Consider the following 17680-nt stretch of genomic DNA (forward strand, 5'->3'; position numbering starts at 1 on the left):
CGGGTCAGGGCCCGAGGTGCACCAGGCCGGCCCAGAGCATCGGGCTGCGGGGATAGCGGTCCCGCTGCTCGCGCGCGGCCGCGTTCACCGCCTCCGCCGGCGCGGTGCCGGCCCCGAGCCGCGCGTAGACGTCGGCGGCGAGGTCGTGCGCCGCGTCGTCGCCGACCCGCCACAGGGTGCCGACCACGTGGCGGAACCCGGTCAGCTGGAAGATCGAGGAGATGTGCATGGCCTCGTCGGCCAGCAGGCCGCCCGCGAGCGCGGTTGTGCAGGCGGACAGGTACGCGAGGCGGCGCGGACGGGTCGGCAGGGCACCGATGTCGCGGACCCGCAGCGGCCCGTCGGCCAGCAGCAGCGCGCTCGCCGCCGGGTCCGCCGCGTCCGTCACGGCGTGACAGGCGAAGTGCGCCCAGTCGGCGTCGCGCAGCCGCTCCAGCACCGCGTCGCGGCCCGTGTCCGTGTCCGTGTCCGCGATGATGGCATCGGTGCCGAGCCGCCCGGCGACGACCCGGCCCTCCTCGGCGGCCCGGCGCAGTGGCGGCAGGTCGCCGGTGTGGGGCACGGCCACCACGAGCGGCGCCGCGGCGCTCGCCGGGTCGGTCCCGGCCGCCCCGGCACCGCGCGCGTGGATGCGTGAGCGCAGGGTCGCGGTGTAGGTGGAGACCGTCCGGTCGAGCAGCCCGGGCCCGCCGTCGTCCGGCGCGGCGGCGTGCAGCGGCAGCACGCCGAGCGCCCCGGTCGGCAGCCAGCACACCCGGGCCCCCGGCGGCGGGTTCAGCCGGGCGAGGACCGGGGCGGCGATGTGGTCCCACAGCCGGCCGAGGACGCGCCGCAGCGCCGGGTTGCTGTCCCAGTCGTTCGCCTCGGTCGCGGCCAGCAGGGCGGCGGCGTCCGCGGTCACGTCCTCGCGGCGCAGCTCGGGCAGCGGGACCGGCTCCACCCCGCCGGGCCGCAGGATCAGGGCATCGCAGCGGTACCGCGACACGTTGACGACGACCACCGTCCCGCCTGCCGCCGCCGCGAGCAGGTCCCCGGGTTCCGGGTCGCGGAGCAGGCCCAGCGCGCGGATGCGCGCGACGACGTCGTCGAACCTCGCGGCCGCGTCCCGGCGCCGTCCGGCCGCCGCGGCGACGGTGGCCGGGTCCGCCACCAGCGCCTCGGTCGGGGCGGTGTCGGCGTTGAGCACCGCGCAGACCTCGTCGAACGCGTCGGCGAGGCCGGGGTCGGTCCGGCGCAGCTCGCCGAGGTCGCGGCGCTGCTCGGCGGCCTGCCCGAGCACGACGCCCCGGGCCCGTTCGAGCACGGCGACCGCGCGCAGCGGGTCGCCCCGGTGCAGCGCCACCGCGGCGGCGTCGGTGCCGAGCCCGCCGAGCCGCGCCAGATGCGCGTGCCGGCTGTCCCAGCCCAGTTGCCGCCCGGCCAGGACCGGCAGCAGGTCCAGCGCGACGGCGTACGCGGCGTCGGCGGCCGCCCAGTCCCCGGCGGCGGCCTCCAGCTCCGCCTCGTACATGGCGGCGGCGGCGCGGATCACGGGCATCGTGCCCGGCTGCCGTGCGCAGCGGCGGAAGGCCTCGGCCGCGGCGGCCCGGTCCCGCTCCGCGCCGGCCGGCGGCGCCCCGGCGAGCGTGGAGCGGGCGCGCAGGGCGGCGCCGAGGTTGAACAGCAGGCCGCCGGAGGCCGGGTCGCCGGCCACCGCCGCGCCGGCCGCCGCCACCGCGGCCTCGAGGTCCTCCGCGGCGCCGAGCAGCGCGTGCCGGCGCAGCAGCGGCACGACGAGGTTGGAGAGGTAGCCGGGCCGGTCCGGGTGGTCGTCGGGGGTGTCGAGCACGGCCCGCCGGTCGCGGTCGATGGCGGCCTCGAGGTCGTCGTGCGCGCCGGACGCCTCGAACCGCCGGAACCGCATGAGGCCGGCGTTCGCGAGGTGCATGGGGCGGCCCGGGTGGTCGGCGGCGGTGGCCGCGACCGCCTGCTCGGCCGTGACGATCGCCTCGTCGATGTCCTCGTCGCGGCGGCTCGCCTCGAACCGGCGCAGCAGCCCGGTGGCCAGCGCCGCGAGCCGGCGCGGCCGCAGCGCGTCGCCCGCCGGGGTGGCGGCGAGCGCGGCCCGGGCATCGAGGACGGACTCGTCGAGGTCGGCCAGGTCGCCGGTGCGCTCGTGGCGGACCCGCAGGGCGTTGGACAGGTTGGCCAGCATCCGGGCGTGCATCCGGTCGCCGGGCCGGGTCGCCGCCACCGCCCGCCGCCCGGCGTCCACGGCGTCGTCGAGGTCGGCGGCGGAGCCCGTGTGACCGGCGAGGCGCAGCAGCGCCAGGCCCAGTGTGGACAGCCGGCGCGCCCGGGCCGGATCGTCCTCGGCGGTGACGCCGACCGCCGCGCGTCCGGCCCGCACCGCGGCCTCCAGGTCGTCGTGGCGGCCGTGGCGGTCGTAGCGGGTGCGGTACGCCGCGCACAGGTCGGCCAGCGCCCGGCCCCGCTCGGCGGAGCCGTCGCGCGTGGCCTCGACGGCGGCCTCGCCCGACGTGATGGCGGCGTCGAGATCCGCCTCGTCGCCCCGCCGCTCGTAGCGGTGCCGCAGCGACGACGCGAGCCCCGAGTGCAGCGCGGCCACCTGGTCGGGCGCCGGTGCCGCGCCGAGGGCCGAGTGCCGCAGGTCCACGGCGGCGTCGAGGTCGGCGGGCGTGTCGCGGCTCTCCGCGCGCGCCGCGTGCGCCGAGGCGAGGTTGGCCAGGGCGGCGACCCGGACCGGTCCCGCCGGCGGTGCGGCCGCCACGGCGATCGTCCCGGCGTCGATCATCGCGTCGAGGTCGGCGGGGTCGGCGCGCGTCTCGTATCGGGCCTGCAGCGCGGCGACGAGATTGGTGGCGGCGGACGTCCGGGTGGGATGCCCCGGCGGCAGGCCCTCCAGAGCGGCCCGCAGGAGCGGCAGCGCCCGGTCGAGGTCGTCCAGGTCGCCACGGCGGCGAAAGCGCAGCACCAGCGCCGCGCCGAGCGTCGAGCGCACGGCCGGGCCGTCCGGATGCGTGTCGGGCAGGCCGGTGGCCGCCTCCTCGGCCTCCGCGACGGCGCGGTCGAGGTCTTCGGGGTCGCCGCCGCGCTGGTACCGCAGCCGGAACAGCCCGCTCGCGGTGAGCCGCAGCCGGCGTCGCTCGTCCGGGTCGCGCACGACGGCGAGCTGATTGCGCACCGCGGCGACGGCCCCGGCGAGGACTGCCGGGTCGCGGTCGTGCTCGGCGGCGGTGCGCAGGACGCCCAGCACTGCGCCGCGCAGCGCCTCGCCCAGCGGATGCCCGTCGAGGTCCGGCTCGGCCCGGCGCACGAGCTCGACGGCGCGGGCGAGATCCTCCGGCGCGGCGCCGTGGCCGAACCGGACCCGCAGCGCGACGGCGAGGTTCACCAGCAGCGCCGCGGCGTTGCGATCGCCGGGCGGGGCGGCCCGGACCGCCTCCTGCTGCAGGGCGATGGACTCGTCCAGCAGGGCCGGGTCGCCCTCGCGGTCGAACCGGGCGCGGAGCACGATCGCGAGGTTGGACAGGTAGTCGCCGCGGCCGGGGTCGCCGGTGGGGCAGTCCGCGACCACCCGGCGGGCCAGGGTCTCGGCGTGGGCCAGCTCGGCGGGGTCGCCGCTGCGGGCGTAGCGGGCGAGCAGCTGGCGGGCGTACTCGGTGCGGGCCTCGGCGGGCGGCAGGCCGCTCATCGGAACTCGCGCCGCATGCCGCCCGGGCGCAGGGCGCAGTACGGCGGAGGGTCGCCGGGCCGGCCGGGCCGCACCACACGGTCGCAGGGCCGGCGCATCGGGCACGCGTACACGACGTCCGGCACCGGGTCGTCGCCGGGCCCGCGCAGGGTGAGCTCGGGGCCGTCGACCGACCGGACGAACTCCAGGTACTCCTCGTGGCGATCCTCGCCCGCCTCCGCGGCCTCCCGCAGCGCCAGCACCGCGCCGCGCCGGTCGTCCCCGGCGTGCTCCTCGAGGTAGGTCCGCAGCTGGCAGAACGACGCGACCCAGGTCCTCCCCGGGCTCGTCTCCTTCGGCGCGACCAGGCCGCCGACCGTCTGCGTCGTGACGATGCGGGGCTCGCCGGTCGTGGCCGCCGCGAGATCGGGGCCCGGCCCCAGGTGCACCGCGGTGGCCCGGCCGGCGAGCCGGAGCAGCCACAGCTTCGCGTCCGCGGGCGTGGTGGCCCGGGCGAGGAGGATGAGCGCGGCGGCGGCCAGCGACAGCGGCCACTGCGCGCGCCACTCGGGCAGCAGGCCGGCCCGGTTGGCGAAGCGCTCACCGGCGTCGCGGATGCGGGCGACGAGGTCCGGCAGCCAGCCCGGCAGCATGAGCCCGTGCCCGGTGCCGGGGTCGGCGACGACCTCGATCAGCGAACCGCGCTGCCCGGGCGGCAGGTCCGGCAGGGTGCGCACGATGACGTACAGCAGCAGGCCGGCCGGGTCCCGGGCGAGGGGCCCGGCGGTCTCGTACTTGGCGAGATCGACGAGGCGGAACGGCAGCGGGGAGACCGGCTGGACCATCGGCACCAGGATGTTGCCGGCGTGCAGGTCCCCGTGGCAGCGGCCGAGCAGCGCCCGGACCCGGCGGTCACCGCCGGGACGGCCGGCGGCCAGCGCGGCGAACGGGTTGGGCAGCACCTCGCGCTCGCCGTCGATGCGGATCGGCGCGTCGCCGATCCGGGTCGCGAGGGTGTGCAGGGCCTTGCCCGGCCGGGCGCGCCCGAGCAGGTGCCGCTCGACGTATTCGGCCGCGGTCAGTGACGAGACCTCGGCCGCGACCGCCCAGTCGTCGAGCACCGCGCGGGTGACCTCGGCGCAGGCGTCGACGAAGGACGCGGCGTCGCAGCGCACGGGATCGTCGGTGCCGGCGCCCGTCGCGGCGAGGATGCCGCCGGCCCGCGCCGCGGCCAGCGCCTTCGTCAGCACGTCGAGCTCGTCGAGGCGGCCGCCGCCGTCGGGCTCGTCGCCACTGCCGGCGATCTCCTGGAACACGAACCACCGGCCGTCGCCGACGGGGATCAGGTCGTCGCCGCGGGGCGCGAGCCGGGCGAGGTGCCGGCGCGCGAACGGCGGGGGCGCCTCGTCCAGGGCCGCCCGCTGCCGCTGGAACTCCGAGGCCGGTCCGTCGGCGAAGACGTCGAGCTTGAGCAGGAGCTTGCGGGTGTGCCGGGCGGCCGCGTCCGTGACGTACACGAGGGCGACGACGGCGCCGGAGCGCCCGTGGGTGAGCGGCCGGTCGAGCTCGTACCGCAGGCCACGCTGCCGGCCCCAGTCGCGCAGGGCGTTCGCGGCGCTGCCGAGTGTCTCGGCGAGGATCGGATCCAGGACCTCGTCGCCCATGCCCACCTCCGGCCACCACCGTACCGGGCGCCCGCGGCGAACCGTCGACGCGGCTCGATCGAGATCAGGCGAACAGCGCGACCAGGCGCCGGGCGTCCAGGAAGGTGACGATGCCCGCGATCGCGTCGTCCGCCACGTCGAGGACCACGAGGGCGAACGGCTCGTGGACGCCGTCCGGGCCGGGGCGGGTCTGCCAGAACGCGGGGGAGCCGTTGGCCCGGGCCGGCACCAGGCGGGCGCCGGCGCAGGAGGCCTCCGGGTCCGACAGGGCCAGGCGGATGTCGGCGCGGCCGCGCAGCCACCACGCGAACGGCGGCATCGACATGGTCGCGTCCTCGCGCAGCAAGGCCACGAGCGCGTCGATGTCGTGGCGCTCGAAGGCGGCGCAGTAGCGGTCGAGCAGGTCGCGCTGGGCCGCGTCGGAGGGCTTCCACGGGTCGCCGGGCGCGGGCGGGTGCGCGCGCAGGGCCGCCCGGGCGCGTTGCAGGGCGCTGGTCACCGACGCGGTGCTCGACTCGAGCAGCGTCGCGACCTCCTCCGCGCTCCAGCACAGCACGTCGCGCAGGATGAGCACGGCCCGCTGGCGCGGGGGCAGCCGCTGCAGCGCCGCCACGAACGCGAGCCGGATCGTCTCGCGCCGCACGGCCGAGTCCTCGGGCAGGGCGCGCGCGTCGGGGATCGGGTGCACCCAGCGCGCGTCGGGAAGCGGCGGCCCGAGCGCGTCGCCGAAGCGCGCGTGCGGGCCGAGGTCCATCGCCAGGGCCCGGCGCTGGGCGCTGCGGAGCATGTCCACGCAGACGTTGGTGGCGATGCGGTACACCCACGTGCGCAACGACCCGATCCGCTCGTCGTAGCGATCGGCGGACCGCCACGCCCGCAGGAGGGTCTCCTGCACGGCGTCCTCGGCCTCGAAGCCGGAGCCGAGCATGCGGTAGCAGTACCCGGTCAGTTCGATGCGAAATTCGTCCAGCCGCACCCGATGAGTCTGCCCCGTCCGGCCCGTATCTTCGACATGGACACTCTCAAAGCGATCGAGCGCGAGCGCACGGAGCTCGCGGACATCTACGACGAGCTGACGACCGCGCAGTGGGACGCGCCGACGCTGTGCGCGGGCTGGCGGGTGCGGGAGGTCGTCGCGCACACCACGCAGCCCTTCCGCGCCTCGGTGGGCCGGACCGTCGCCGAGCTGGTGCGGTCCGGGTTCAGCTTCAACCGCATGGCCGACCGCACCGCCCGGCGCGACGCCGCCCGGATGAGCCCGGAGGAGCTCGCCGCCGCCGTGCGCGACAACGCGCGGCACCCGTGGACCCCGCCCGGCGGCGGGCCGGCCGGCGCGCTGTCCCACGAGGTCATCCACGGCCTCGACATCACCGAGGGGCTCGGGCTGGACCGGCGGGTGCCGCCCGACCGGCTGGCGATCGTGCTGGGCGGCATGAGCCCGCGCAACGTCGCCTTCTTCGGGGTGGACCTCGCCGGGGTACGACTGGAGGCCACCGACCTCGACTGGCACCACGGCACCGGCTCGCCCGTGCGGGGCGCGGCCCAGGACCTGCTGCTGGCGGCCTGCGGGCGGCGGCTCCCGCCCGGGCGGCTGACGGGCGCGGAGGCGGGCCGGTTCACGCGGTAATCCCGATGCGGCCGTGGTGCCGATGGGGCACCATGGCGGCATGGACTGGATCCTGACCGTCGCCTTCGAGAATCTCCCGGGCTCGCCCCGGCCGGTCGCGGCGCTGCGGGCCTGACTGCGCGAGCGCGGCATCGACTGGATGCCGTTTGCCGACGACGAGGTGCGCATCGGGCTCGCCTGCGGCCCCGACGCCTCCGGGAAATGGCACGGCTTCTACGACGTGCGGGTCGACGCGGCGGCGCTGTGGCGGGTGGGGCTGCACCCCGATCAGCCGACGTCCCGGATCGTGGGGCCGTCGCCGCCGGGCTGGTGGCATGCCGAGGCCGAGCGCGTCTGGAACCGCCCGGCCCGGCGTCGCTGACATTTCAGGCCGGGATGCGGTACCACCACGTCTCGAGCTCGTCGTCCAGCGTCTCGAGCTCGTCCTCCGTGGGGCGGAAGCCGTCCGGAAGCTCGAAGGCGTAGGCCCCGGAGCGCTCGACGACCTCCCGCAGGCGCCGTACCGCCGGGATCTCCTCGAGGTCCTCCGGGCCGAACGGTGTGCCGCCGACGAGCGTCTGGTGGCCGAGGCCCCACCACATCGCGATGAGCTCGACGTCGCCGTCGCGCTCGGCCGCCTCGGCCACCGTCGCCACGACGTCGATGAGCCCGGCCGGGCGGGGCGGCTGGGCGTCGGCCCCGCGCAGGCGTCCCTCGTCGACCATCCGCCGCCACATGCGGGTGCCGGCCTCGCAGTACAGCCACGGCGGGCGCACGTAGCCGTCCTGCACCCCCTCGTCGGGGTCCTCCTCGTCGTACTCGCCGAGCTCGGTGAACTCGTCGGTGAGGTGCGCGTACTCGGGGAAGCCGTCGAGCGGGAAGCGGTACGTGTGCCCGCACCGCAGCAGGATGTCCTCGACCCGTCCCATGGTGTGCGAGCAGTCATGGGTGCGCTGGAACGCGTACAGGGTCGTGCACCAGTCGCGCAGCCGCGGGTCCCGGATCCGGTCCAGGATGAGGATCGACGCGTGGACCAGGTCCTCGATGTCATGCTCCGACATCGCGCCAGGGTACCGTGCCATGGCTTGTGTGAATGTGTTCGATTGGAACGTAGTTACCGGCCTCTCTTGACGATTGCTGAGCATATTTGTTCAGATGAGTGCACTCTTCACCGCTCCCCAACGTCGAAGGGCACCCCGCCATGCGAAGACTGGACAGACGACTTGGCCAATTCATGGCCGCCGGCGCCGCCGCGCTCGCGGCCGTGCTGGCCCTCCCGGCCGGAGCGGGTGCCGCCCCGCCGCCGGACAACGCACCCGCCTGGCACGCGGGCATCCCGCCGCTCGCGACCAAGTGGACGAGCAAGGTCGGGCCCGACAACGCGCTGCCCGAATACCCCCGGCCGCAGCTGACCCGGGACAAGTGGCAGAACCTCAACGGCGTGTGGGAGTTCGCCCGCGCCGACGTGAACCAGGCCGTCCCCACCGGACAGAGCCTCGGGGAGCGGGTGCTGGTGCCGTACCCGATCGAGTCCGCGCTGTCGGGCATTCAGCGGCACGAGGACCGTATGTGGTACCGGCGGACCTTCACGGTGCCCAAGACCTGGGCCGGGCAGCGGCTCCAGCTGCACTTCGGGGCCGTGGACTACGACGCCAAGGTCTACGTCAACGGCACGCAGGTGGCCACGCACCGGGGCGGGTACGACGGCTTCGACGTCGACGTGACCGACGCGCTGCAGGGCACCGGGCCGCAGGAGCTCATCGTGTGGGCCGAGGACCTCACGGACGCGACCGGCCAGCCCATCGGCAAGCAGCGGCGCAACTCCGACCACGGGATCTTCTACCAGGGCAGCTCCGGCATCTGGCGCACGGTCTGGATGGAGCCGGTGCCCGCCGCCTCCATCAGCGGCCTGTCCACCACGCCCGACGTGGCCGGCGGCGCGCTCAAGCTCACCGCGACCGTCGCGGGCGGGACGAACCTGAAGGTCAAGGCGGTCGCCAAGAACGGCGGCAAGGTCGTCGGCACGGTGACGGGCGCGGCCGGGACCGAGCTGCGGCTGCCGGTACCGAATCCGAAGCTCTGGTCGCCCGACGACCCGTTCCTCTATGACCTGCAGGTCACCCTGCTCGACGGCAACAAGACCGTCGACACCGTGGGCTCCTACTTCGGCATGCGGCAGATCGGCACGGCTCCGGGCGCCGACGGCAAGCTGCGGATCACGCTCAACGGCAAGATCCTGTTCAACCTCGCGAACCTCGACCAGGGCTTCTGGCCCGACGGGCTCTACACCGCGCCGACCGACGCCGCGCTGAAGTGGGACCTCGAGCAGGACAAGGCGATGGGGTTCAACGCGGTGCGCAAGCACATCAAGGTGGAGCCCGACCGCTGGTACTACTGGGCCGACAAGCTCGGCCTCATGATCTGGCAGGACATGCCGGCCGCGAACACCGGGCCGATCCCGGAGGCGTGGCGCGGGCAGTTCGAGTCGGAGCTGCACGAGATGGTGCGCGAGCACAGCTCGTTCACCTCGATCGTGGCGTGGGTGCCGTTCAACGAGGGCTGGGGCGAGTGGGACCGCGCCGCCACGGGCCGCATCGCCGACGACGTCAAGGCCCAGGACCCGACCCGGCTCGTCGACGCCCACAGCGGCGTGAACTGCTGCAACTCCCACGGCGACTCGGGTCGCGGCGATGTGATCGACTTCCATCAGTACCTCGGGCCGGCGTCACCTTCGCCGTCGGGCAACCGGGTGTCGATCGACGGTGAGCACGGCGGGTTCGGCCTCAAGACGTCCAACCACATGTGGTTCGGCGACGGGCAGGCCTACGAGATGGAGCCGGACTCGGCCACCCTCACCCGCAAGTACGTCGAGAACCAGCAGGCCGTCATCACCTCCGCCAAGTCGTGCGGGATCAGCGGCTCGATCTACACCCAGATCACCGACGTCGAGGCCGAGCTCAACGGCTTCTTCACCTACGACCGCCAGGTCACCAAGATGGACCTCAAGCAGGTCAAGGCCATCAACCAGAAGATCATCAAGGAGGCCGACGGCTCGGCGGCGAACGTCCCGCAGCCGCCGCCCGGCACGCCCGGCCTCACCGGCGTCGTGTTCTACCCGCTGGACGAGACGGACGGGACGGTCGCGGCCGACGCCGCCGGCCACAACGACGCCACGCTGGTCGGCGGGGCCGCGTTCGTCACCGGCCACAACGGCAACGGAGTGTCGCTCAACGGCTCGAACCAGTACCTCGACGCCGGCAAGCCGCTGCTGAACACCGCCTCGGACTACTCCGCGGCGGCGTGGGTGAAGCTCGACAAGGCCGATGGCGCCTTCCAGACGGTCGTCAGCCAGGACGGGCCCTCGAACAGCGACTTCTACCTGCAGTACTCGGGCGCGGACCAGCGCTTCGCGATGAGCTTCGCGGGTGTGCGGGCCCTAGCGCCGGTGAAGCCGAACGTGGGCCAGTGGTACCACCTGGTCGGCGTGCGCGACACGGTGAAGGGTGAGCTGCGCCTGTACGTCGACGGCGAGCTGGCCGGCACCGCGAGCGCCTGCCTGCCCCAGGCCGGCCCGACGGGCAACACCGTGATCGGGCGCGGCAAGTACGGCGGTAACCCGGTGGACTACCTCGACGGCACCGTCGACCAGGTCCACCTGTACGACCGCGCGCTGAGCGCGGACGAGATCCGGCAGCTGTTCACCTCCGGCAGCTGAGGTTTCGCGGCGGCGGGGGCTCTCACGAGGAGCCCCCGCCGTGTCTCCGGCTCGCTTCGCGTTCAGGGCCGATGCTCGGCGAGAACCTTCCGGAACATCGCAAGGTGGCCGCCGTGCGCCAGGGGCAGCGCTTCGAGCGCGTCTTCGGTGAACCACGCGATGGCGTCGTGTTCCTCCGGTTCCATGTTGCCCGGAGACCCCGCCCACGTTTCGATCAGCCAGATCTGCATGTCGAACGTTTCGCCGCGTACTTCCCCCAAGGGCGGACCCGCCGGCACCGCGATGTCGATGCCCAGCTCCTCGCGAAGCTCTCGTGCGAGTGCCGCGCCAGGCAGCTCGCCGGGCTCCACGTGCCCGCCGGGCAGGTCCCAGACGTCGGGATACCGGAGGCGCCGGGGGGATCGGTGACAGAGCAGTATCCGGTTGCCGTCCCGCAGCAGCGCGGTGACGATGTGGGCCCTGGGAGAGTCGTCCACGGAGATCGGCACGGGCGTATGGTCGCACCGGTGCGCGCCCGGCGGGCGTTGCCCCGCTGCGAGGCGTCACATCGTGGCGAACAGGTGGGCGGCAACCGTTAGGGTCGAGCTGTGTCGGGGCCTGGGGACGTACCGCCGGAGATGCTTGGTCGGCTGCGGACGATCTGCGGGGAGCTGCCCGAGATCCATGAGGAGCCGGCCTGGATCGGGGTTCGGTGGCGGATTCGCACGCGGACCGTGGCGCACGTCTACATGCCTGATCCGCACCGGTTCGCGGTCTACGCGCAGTATGTGGTCGACGGTGAGGCGCCGACCGTGATGACGTTCCGGGTGCCCGCCGACGACCTGCTCGGCCTGACCGCGCGTGGCTTTCCGTTCTTCCGTGCGCCCTGGGGCCGCAATGTCGCCGCGGTCATCCTCGGCGACCACACCGACTGGACCGAGATCGCCGAGCTGGTCACCGACAGCTACGCCGAGATGGCCCCGAAGTTCCTCGCTGCCCGGCTCACGCGGTAGCGGGCGCGGCGAGGGGGAGACGAAGGCTCACCCGGCAATAGCTGAGCAGCAAATCGGTCGCTGTACCGATGTGGTCATGATCTGTGCTGTGGTTAGCATCCAGTCTCTCCGATCGAGGGGTGGGGCGGATGACCGAGCGGCACATGGTGGCCTTCGACGGCGACGGGGCCGGCGAAGGTGAGCTTTCCTGGGGGCAGCAGGACATCTACCGCGCCATGGTGCGGCAGGAGTCCTGGATTCCGAACGGGGCCTGGGGACCGTTGCCCGAGGGCACGACGCTCGACGAGATCCAGGAGCGGCTGCGGTACCTCATGAGCCGCTTCCCCACCGCCCGCACCCGGCTGCGGTTCGGGCCCGACGGGGCGGCCCGGCAGGTGGTGGCGAAGGAGGGCCAGGTCGCGCTCGAGGTCTACGAGGACGCGGACCCGGAGCGGATTCGGCTCAAGCTGCAGAACGACCCGTTCGACTTCGAACGCGACTGGCCGATCCGCATGGCGGCGGTCCGGCGCGGCGACGAGTACACCCACCTCATCGTGGTCATGTGCCACCTCGTGACCGACGGGTTCGGGGCCGGGGTGCTGCTCGAGGAGCTCGACAAGCGCCCCGAGCTGCCGGTTCCCGACCTGCAGCCGCTCGAGCAGGCCCGCTGGCAGGCCTCCGCGCCCGGGCAGCGGCAGCACGCGATGGCGCTGCGGCACTGGGAGACGATCCTGCGCGAGATGCCGCTGCGCCGCTACCCCGCCTCGCGCGCCCCGCAGTCGCCGCGGCACTGGCGCGGGGAGTTCCAGTCGCCCGCGCTGAGCATGGCGCTGCGCTCGGTCACGGCCCAGACCGGCGTCCCGGCCGCCCCGGTGCTGCTCGCCGTGTTCGCCATCGCGCTCGCTCGGGTCACGGGGCTGAACCCGGTCGTGGTGCGGCCGATGGTGAACAACCGCTTCCGGCCGGGGCTGGACCGGGTGGTGTGCATGCTGGCGCAGTACGGCCTCTGCCGCCTCGACATCGCCGGCCTCACCTTCGCCGAGGCGTTCGAGCGGGCCCGCCGGTCGGCGCTGAGCACCTACAAGCACGCGTACTACGACCCGGCCGGCCTCGACGCGCTGGTGGAAACCATTGTCGCCGACCGGCCGGGGCTGCAGCTGCCCTGCTACTTCAACGACCGCCGCGACGACGCCGCGACCGCGGGCGCCCCGGTGCCGAGCACCGACGACGTGGCCGCGGCGGCCGGCCGCGGGGTGTTCACCTGGACGACGCGGCAGGACGTGCCGTTCGAGCCGCTGATCGTGCACGTCGACGAGCTGCCGGGCGCGACGCAGGCGATCGTCTTCTGCGACACCCACGTCATCGCCCCGGACGACGCCGAGGCGCTGCTGCGGGGCCTGGAGGCGGTCGCGGTCGAGGCCGCCCTGGACCCCGACGCCCCTACTGCGGTGGGGTAGTGGAGAACAGCTCGCACGCCATGTTGTAGTAGCGGTCCGTGCGCCCCAGACGGTGCATCCCCAGCCGCCGGCACACGGCCTGCGACGCGGCGTTCTGCGGATACGTCACGGCCAGGACCTCGTCGAAGTATCCCTGGCGCAGCACCAGCCCCGCCGCCTCGGTCGCATACCCGTGGCCCCAGGCGTCGGGGTGCAGGTGCCAGCCGATCTCCGTCTCGCCGGACGGCCGCAGCGGCGACTCCGGCCCCGAGGCGAGGATGCCGATCAGCAGCAGCGTGCCCAGCGGGGCGTCGTCCTCGCGGCGGCGGATCGACCACACGCCGTGCACGCCGTCGTCGTGGCCGCGCCAGCGCGCGATCGTGTCCCGGGCGTCGTCGAGGTCGGTGAGCAGGCGCGGGGTGGCGCCGAGGTATTGCCGCACCTCCCACCGCGAGCCCATGTCGAGCACGAAGGGCGCGTCCTCGTCGCGCCACTCCCGCAGCCGCAGCCGGTCCGAGGTCAGCTCTCGCATGCCTGGGATGGTACCGAGGAGCCGACCTTCGCCAGGTCGTAGCCGCCGGGGTAGGTCCTGGTGACGATGCCGTCCGCGAACAGCGGCACCGCGCGGGGCCGGCCGAGGCGCAGCCGCACCGCCCGGGCGCGCAGGGCCAGGTGCAGGCCCGCGCGCGCCCACCGCGGCGGCTCCGGCACGTTGCAGGCGGCCCGCAGCGGCTGGTCGTAGAGGGCGGCGACGAGCGCGTCGGCGGCGCCCCGCAGCCGGGCCGGGATGCGCGCGCGGAGCAGGTCGCGGGTCGTGCGCTCGATCCGCTCGGCCTCCGGCGTGGGGCGCAGGTGCTCGCGTTCGTGCCGCTCGAGGTACGCCTCGAAGGCCGCGAAATCGGCGGGCAGGTCGCGCAGGCCCATGAGGCGGCCGATCCGGCCGTAGAGGACCGCCGCGGCCTCGAGCTCGTTGCGGGCGGGCGCGCGCCAGCCGTACCGCCGCAGCCACCGCATCGGGACGACGACCAGGCACGCGATGACGTAGATGCCGTCGCCGTTGTCGAGGGCGAACCCGCGATGGGCCTCGTTCAGCCGCCGCAGCGCGAGCTTCCCGCGCGGCGAGTCCGGCCCGTGCAGCAGGATCTCGTACATGATGATGCCGGTGTCGTCGGCGCGCTTGCGGGGCGCGCGCAGGATCGCGCCGGTCGACACCAGCCGCCGGGCGATGCGCGGGAGCGCGAAGGAGCGGTTGAACGCCAGGTTGAAGGCCATGCGCATGTCCCAGGGGAACTCCTCGGTCAGCGTCAGCCGGTGGATCTCCAGGTGGTCCGCGACCGGGTCGAGCGCGTTGATCCGGTGAAGGTTGTCGAATCGTCCCCGCATGGGTCCGCAGTCTACGAACCGGCGGCGTCCAGATACCGCCCCGCCAGGGCGCGCAGGAAGTCCCGCAGCTCGGGCGGGTCCAGGACGGTGAACGGGACCTCGAACTTGCCGATGTACGTCATGAGGTCGTACAGCGAGTCGGTGCCCGTGGCCAGCTCGCAGGCGTCGTCGCCGAGCGGCGTGATCCGGCCCGACGTCGGCGTGCTGCGCTCGGCGATCACCGCGGCCGGCGCGGCGAAGCGGATCCGCACCCGGTAGCGCAACGGCGCGGCGGTCACGCCCCGCAGCACGTGCGCGGCGGCGTCCCCGCCCGGTGGCTCCCGGGGCAGGAAGCGCCGCACCGGGCCGTCGGGCGGCAGCGGGGTGATGCGGTCGGCGCGGAACGTGCGCCAGTCGCGGCGGTCGCCGTCCCAGGCGAGCAGGTACCACCGGCGCCCGGTGTAGACGAGGGTGTGCGGCTCCACGTCGCGCACGCTGGCCTCGCCGGTGTGGGCCGCGTAGGAGAACCGCAACCGCTCGTGCCCGTGCGCGGCCGCCGCGATCCGGGTGAGCGTGTCGAGGTCGACGGCGGGCCCGCCGCCGGCCGCGGAGACGGTGGCGCTGCGCAGCGCGTCGACCCGGGGTCGCAGCCGCTTCGGCAGCGTCCGCTCCAGCTTGGTCAGCGCCCGCAGCGAGGCGTCCTCGATCCCGGCGACGCTGCCGGCCGCGGCCGCGCGCAGCCCGACGGCCACCGCGACGGCCTCGTCGTCGTCGAGCACGAGCGGCGGCAGCGCGGTGCCGGAGGCGAGGCGGTACCCGCCGCCGGGCCCGGTCGTCGCGTCGACCTGATAGCCGAGCTCCCGCAGCCGCTCCACGTCGCTGCGCACCGTGCGCGTGCTGACCTCGAGCCGCGCGGCCAGCTCGGTGCCCGCCCACTCCCGGCGCTGCTGCAGCAGCGACAGGAGCCGGAGCACGCGGACCAACATTCGTCGAGTTTAGGAAGTTATCCTTCCGCAATTGCCGGGAGGGTGGGGGCATGACCTTGAGAGGCATGGCCACCGTCAACTACTTCGCCGCCGACTGGACCGCCGCCCGCGACTGGTACACGCGGGTCACCGGCGCCGAGCCGTACTTCCTGCGCGAGGGCTACGCCGAGTGGCGCCTCGGCGACCGCCAGGCCGAGCTCGGCCTGATCGACGCCCGCTTCCGCGCCCCGGGCACGCCGACCGGCCCCGTGGGTTCCGTGTTGTACTGGCACGTCGACGACGTCGAGGCCGAGCTCGCCCGGCTGCTCGGCCTCGGCGCCACCGTGCACGAGCCGCCCCAGGACCGCGGCCACGGCTTCGTGACCGCCACGGTGCTCGACCCCTTCGGCAACCTGCTCGGCATCATGTACAACCCGCACTACCTGGAGATGCTCTCCGCGCCCCGGCGGTAGCCCGTGGTCCCAGGTCAACGTGGATCGCGCGAGGCGCGCACGGAGGCGACCCGTGCGACGGCTCCGCGGCGGGCTCTGAAAATGTTGGGCTGAGGTTGTCGATTTCCGGCGGGCCGTTCGACAAGTGGGTGACAAGGCTCATCGCAAAGGAGACCATCATGGCGCAGTACGCGGTGCTCATCTACGCGGCGGACTCGGCGACGGACGCGGGCGAGCTGGAGGCGCACGACCGGCACGCACAGGAGCTGGAGGCGTCCGGGGCGCTGAAGGCGGCGTTCGCCCTGGAGCCGAGCGCGACGGCGACCTCGCTGCGCGCCGGCGGGGTGACCGACGGCCCGTTCGTGGACGCGAAGGAGGTCGTGGCCGGCTTCTACATCCTGGAGGCCCCCGACCTCGACGCGGCCCTGCGCATCGCCGGCGGCAACCCGGTGCTCGGCATGGGCGGCGGCGTCGAGGTGCGCCCGGTCGCGGGCGGCTTCGTCGCGTGACCGTCGCCGAGGCGGTCGCCGGCGCGCACCGTGACGGCTGGGCCCTGGTGCTCGCCGCCACGGTGCGCGTCGTGCGGGATGTGGATGTGGCGGAGGAGTGCGTGCAGGAGGCGTACGCGGCCGCCCTGGTCGCCTGGCCGGTCGACGGCGTTCCCGCGAACCCGGTCGGCTGGCTGACCACGGCCGCCCGGCGCCGGGCGATCGACGTGGTTCGCCGTGAGCGGGTGTACCGCGCCAAGCTCGCGCTGCTGACGGTCCCCGAATCCGAGCCGCTGCCCGTCCTGGACGAGCGGCTGGGCCTGCTGTTCATGTGCTGCCATCCGGCCCTGGCCGCGGACGTCCAGCCGGCGCTGACCCTGCGCCTGGTCTGCGGCGTCTCGACCGCCGACATCGCCCGCGCCTTCCTGGTGCCGGAGCCGACGATGGCCGCGCGCCTGACCCGGGCGAAGCAGAAGATCGCGAAGGCCCGCATCCCGTTCCGCGTCCCGGCCGAGGAGGACCTGCCTGGCCGGCTACCAGTACCTGCCGGCCGTGAAGGCCGACGTGCTGGAGCGCCTGGGCCGTTCCGGCGAGGCCGCCGACGCCTACCGCCGCGCGCTGTCGCTGGTCACGAACGACCCCGAACGCGCCTTCCTGGCCCAGCGCCTGTCCGCCCTGAGATGATCACGAGATGACCCCGGTTCCACCTCCGACCCGCGTCGCGATCGACCACGACGACTACCACGCGGAGTTCGTCGGCCTCCTGCTGCGCGAGGACACCGAATGCACCGAGGACGGCGGCGATCCGTGGTGGGTGGAGCTGGAACCCGGCAACTACATGGCGTTCTCGTCCCCCTGGGACAGCGGCGAGTACGACACCTGACCCACCCCGACGTCAGGGGCGGTGGCCGTAGTGGTGCTCGTGCACCAGGGGATCGGTCTCCACGATGTAGTCGACGACCTGCCAGAAGTCGGCGATCCGCGGGTGCGCGAGCGCCTCGGCGCGGCCGAGCTTGGTGCCGAACAGCGGCCCGTCCGGCGCGACGGCGGCCGCGTCGACGGCGGTCGCGGCCGGCAGCGGGCTGTTCGTGACCGGGCCGAACCGGCAGCCGAAGGTGAAGTGGTCGGCGTACTCGGTGCCCTCGCCCCAGGTGCCGAAGACGACGTCGATCCAGCTCTCCCGGACGTCGCCGTGGTCGTAGCAGGCGGCGAAGAACAGCGCGTAGGGGCGCAGGTCGCGCTCGACCATCGCCCACGTGCGGCGGCTCGGCTGGCCGCAGCAGTCGCACACCTTCTCCCCGCCGCCGCGGAATGCCTCATCGGTGGTGAACACGCCCGCATCCTGCCG

The 17680-nt window shown here is 74.5% G+C and carries 18 protein-coding genes; 9 read left to right on the forward strand and 9 right to left on the reverse strand.

All coding sequences use genetic code 11. The annotated features are described in order from the left end of the window. Positions 1-4: 4 nt before the first annotated feature. The 3 genes from AC6JBM_RS09620 to AC6JBM_RS09630 all read right to left on the reverse strand — a co-directional run bounded on the left by AC6JBM_RS09620 (position 5) and on the right by AC6JBM_RS09630 (position 6313). A complete protein-coding gene (locus tag AC6JBM_RS09620) occupies positions 5-3694 on the reverse strand; it encodes a CHAT domain-containing protein (RefSeq protein ID WP_497983243.1) in 3690 nt (1229 codons plus the stop codon). Continuing rightward, a complete protein-coding gene (locus AC6JBM_RS09625; RefSeq protein WP_497983244.1) occupies positions 3691-5337 on the reverse strand; it encodes a hypothetical protein in 1647 nt (548 codons plus the stop codon). The genes AC6JBM_RS09620 and AC6JBM_RS09625 overlap by 4 nt, the downstream gene beginning before the upstream one ends. A 64-nt stretch (positions 5338-5401) precedes the next feature. Further along, on the reverse strand, positions 5402-6313 hold the full coding sequence (locus AC6JBM_RS09630; RefSeq protein ID WP_497983245.1) for a sigma-70 family RNA polymerase sigma factor: 912 nt from the start codon (positions 6311-6313) through the stop codon (positions 5402-5404). Between the two features lie 36 nt (positions 6314-6349). On the opposite strand from AC6JBM_RS09630, the gene AC6JBM_RS09635 reads away from it, so the two are divergent. Next, positions 6350-6964, forward strand: coding sequence for a maleylpyruvate isomerase family mycothiol-dependent enzyme (locus AC6JBM_RS09635; RefSeq protein WP_497983246.1), 615 nt, complete (start codon positions 6350-6352; stop codon positions 6962-6964). A 139-nt stretch (positions 6965-7103) separates the two neighbouring features. Next, positions 7104-7325, forward strand: coding sequence for a hypothetical protein (locus AC6JBM_RS09640; protein ID WP_497983247.1), 222 nt, complete (start codon positions 7104-7106; stop codon positions 7323-7325). 4 nt (positions 7326-7329) lie between these two features. Here AC6JBM_RS09640 and AC6JBM_RS09645 read toward each other — a convergent pair whose 3' ends face one another. Then, positions 7330-8004 carry a hypothetical protein gene (locus AC6JBM_RS09645; protein ID WP_497983248.1) on the reverse strand — a complete coding sequence of 225 codons (675 nt, stop codon included), beginning with the start codon at positions 8002-8004 and terminating at the stop codon, positions 7330-7332. Positions 8005-8144: 140 nt separating this feature from the next. On the opposite strand from AC6JBM_RS09645, the gene AC6JBM_RS09650 reads away from it, so the two are divergent. Continuing rightward, positions 8145-10658 carry a LamG-like jellyroll fold domain-containing protein gene (locus tag AC6JBM_RS09650; protein ID WP_497983249.1) on the forward strand — a complete coding sequence of 838 codons (2514 nt, stop codon included), beginning with the start codon at positions 8145-8147 and terminating at the stop codon, positions 10656-10658. A gap of 62 nt (positions 10659-10720) precedes the next feature. Here AC6JBM_RS09650 and AC6JBM_RS09655 read toward each other — a convergent pair whose 3' ends face one another. Continuing rightward, positions 10721-11146 (reverse strand): NUDIX domain-containing protein, encoded by a 426-nt coding sequence (locus tag AC6JBM_RS09655; RefSeq protein ID WP_497983250.1) that lies wholly within the window; start codon positions 11144-11146, stop codon positions 10721-10723. 99 nt (positions 11147-11245) lie between these two features. On the opposite strand from AC6JBM_RS09655, the gene AC6JBM_RS09660 reads away from it, so the two are divergent. Together AC6JBM_RS09660 and AC6JBM_RS09665 are read left to right on the forward strand one after the other, a co-directional pair. Then, the gene (locus AC6JBM_RS09660) at positions 11246-11650 is read left to right on the forward strand and encodes an MmcQ/YjbR family DNA-binding protein (RefSeq protein WP_497983251.1); all 405 of its coding nucleotides are present in this window, start codon (positions 11246-11248) and stop codon (positions 11648-11650) included. 128 nt (positions 11651-11778) lie between these two features. Further along, the gene (locus AC6JBM_RS09665; protein WP_497983252.1) at positions 11779-13086 is read left to right on the forward strand and encodes a condensation domain-containing protein; all 1308 of its coding nucleotides are present in this window, start codon (positions 11779-11781) and stop codon (positions 13084-13086) included. On the opposite strand, the gene AC6JBM_RS09670 is transcribed toward AC6JBM_RS09665, so the two are convergent. Genes AC6JBM_RS09670 through AC6JBM_RS09680 form a run of 3 tightly spaced genes read right to left on the reverse strand, consistent with a single transcriptional unit; the run spans position 13070 to position 15413 of the window. Continuing rightward, positions 13070-13597 carry a GNAT family N-acetyltransferase gene (locus tag AC6JBM_RS09670; RefSeq protein WP_497983253.1) on the reverse strand — a complete coding sequence of 176 codons (528 nt, stop codon included), beginning with the start codon at positions 13595-13597 and terminating at the stop codon, positions 13070-13072. The genes AC6JBM_RS09665 and AC6JBM_RS09670 overlap by 17 nt on opposite strands. Beyond that, positions 13585-14448 (reverse strand): oxygenase MpaB family protein, encoded by an 864-nt coding sequence (locus AC6JBM_RS09675; protein WP_497983254.1) that lies wholly within the window; start codon positions 14446-14448, stop codon positions 13585-13587. Before AC6JBM_RS09675 ends, AC6JBM_RS09670 begins: the two co-directional genes overlap by 13 nt. 11 nt (positions 14449-14459) lie before the next feature. Beyond that, entirely contained in the window at positions 14460-15413 is a 954-nt protein-coding gene (locus AC6JBM_RS09680; protein WP_497983255.1) for a helix-turn-helix transcriptional regulator, read from the reverse strand. A gap of 50 nt (positions 15414-15463) precedes the next feature. On the opposite strand from AC6JBM_RS09680, the gene AC6JBM_RS09685 reads away from it, so the two are divergent. From AC6JBM_RS09685 to AC6JBM_RS09700, 4 genes are all read left to right on the forward strand, one after another. Then, entirely contained in the window at positions 15464-15865 is a 402-nt protein-coding gene (locus tag AC6JBM_RS09685; RefSeq protein WP_497983256.1) for a VOC family protein, read from the forward strand. A 158-nt stretch (positions 15866-16023) separates the two neighbouring features. Beyond that, positions 16024-16353: a YciI family protein gene (locus tag AC6JBM_RS09690; protein ID WP_497983257.1), complete on the forward strand. Its 330-nt coding sequence runs from the start codon at positions 16024-16026 to the stop codon at positions 16351-16353. Beyond that, positions 16350-17027, forward strand: coding sequence for a sigma factor-like helix-turn-helix DNA-binding protein (locus tag AC6JBM_RS09695; protein WP_497983258.1), 678 nt, complete (start codon positions 16350-16352; stop codon positions 17025-17027). The genes AC6JBM_RS09690 and AC6JBM_RS09695 overlap by 4 nt, the downstream gene beginning before the upstream one ends. Continuing rightward, on the forward strand, positions 17024-17215 hold the full coding sequence (locus AC6JBM_RS09700; RefSeq protein ID WP_497983259.1) for a hypothetical protein: 192 nt from the start codon (positions 17024-17026) through the stop codon (positions 17213-17215). The genes AC6JBM_RS09695 and AC6JBM_RS09700 overlap by 4 nt, the downstream gene beginning before the upstream one ends. A 12-nt stretch (positions 17216-17227) precedes the next feature. Here AC6JBM_RS09700 and AC6JBM_RS09705 read toward each other — a convergent pair whose 3' ends face one another. Then, positions 17228-17665 (reverse strand): hypothetical protein, encoded by a 438-nt coding sequence (locus AC6JBM_RS09705; protein WP_497983260.1) that lies wholly within the window; start codon positions 17663-17665, stop codon positions 17228-17230. Between the last annotated feature and the right edge of the window lie 15 nt (positions 17666-17680).

The organism is Dactylosporangium thailandense (assembly GCF_059739745.1).

Bases quoted from the DNA above. Each gene is read 5' to 3' on its own strand.
- AC6JBM_RS09620 (WP_497983243.1), bottom strand. From the start codon at position 3,694: ATGAGCGGCCTGCCGCCCGCCGAGGCCCGCACCGAGTACGCCCGCCAG.
- AC6JBM_RS09625 (WP_497983244.1), bottom strand. From the start codon at position 5,337: ATGGGCGACGAGGTCCTGGATCCGATCCTCGCCGAGACACTCGGCAGC.
- AC6JBM_RS09635 (WP_497983246.1), top strand. From the start codon at position 6,350: ATGGACACTCTCAAAGCGATCGAGCGCGAGCGCACGGAGCTCGCGGAC.
- AC6JBM_RS09640 (WP_497983247.1), top strand. From the start codon at position 7,104: ATGCCGTTTGCCGACGACGAGGTGCGCATCGGGCTCGCCTGCGGCCCC.
- AC6JBM_RS09645 (WP_497983248.1), bottom strand. From the start codon at position 8,004: ATGTCGGAGCATGACATCGAGGACCTGGTCCACGCGTCGATCCTCATC.
- AC6JBM_RS09650 (WP_497983249.1), top strand. From the start codon at position 8,145: ATGCGAAGACTGGACAGACGACTTGGCCAATTCATGGCCGCCGGCGCC.
- AC6JBM_RS09665 (WP_497983252.1), top strand. From the start codon at position 11,779: ATGACCGAGCGGCACATGGTGGCCTTCGACGGCGACGGGGCCGGCGAA.
- AC6JBM_RS09670 (WP_497983253.1), bottom strand. From the start codon at position 13,597: ATGCGAGAGCTGACCTCGGACCGGCTGCGGCTGCGGGAGTGGCGCGAC.
- AC6JBM_RS09675 (WP_497983254.1), bottom strand. From the start codon at position 14,448: ATGCGGGGACGATTCGACAACCTTCACCGGATCAACGCGCTCGACCCG.
- AC6JBM_RS09680 (WP_497983255.1), bottom strand. From the start codon at position 15,413: ATGTTGGTCCGCGTGCTCCGGCTCCTGTCGCTGCTGCAGCAGCGCCGG.
- AC6JBM_RS09685 (WP_497983256.1), top strand. From the start codon at position 15,464: ATGACCTTGAGAGGCATGGCCACCGTCAACTACTTCGCCGCCGACTGG.
- AC6JBM_RS09690 (WP_497983257.1), top strand. From the start codon at position 16,024: ATGGCGCAGTACGCGGTGCTCATCTACGCGGCGGACTCGGCGACGGAC.
- AC6JBM_RS09700 (WP_497983259.1), top strand. From the start codon at position 17,024: ATGACCCCGGTTCCACCTCCGACCCGCGTCGCGATCGACCACGACGAC.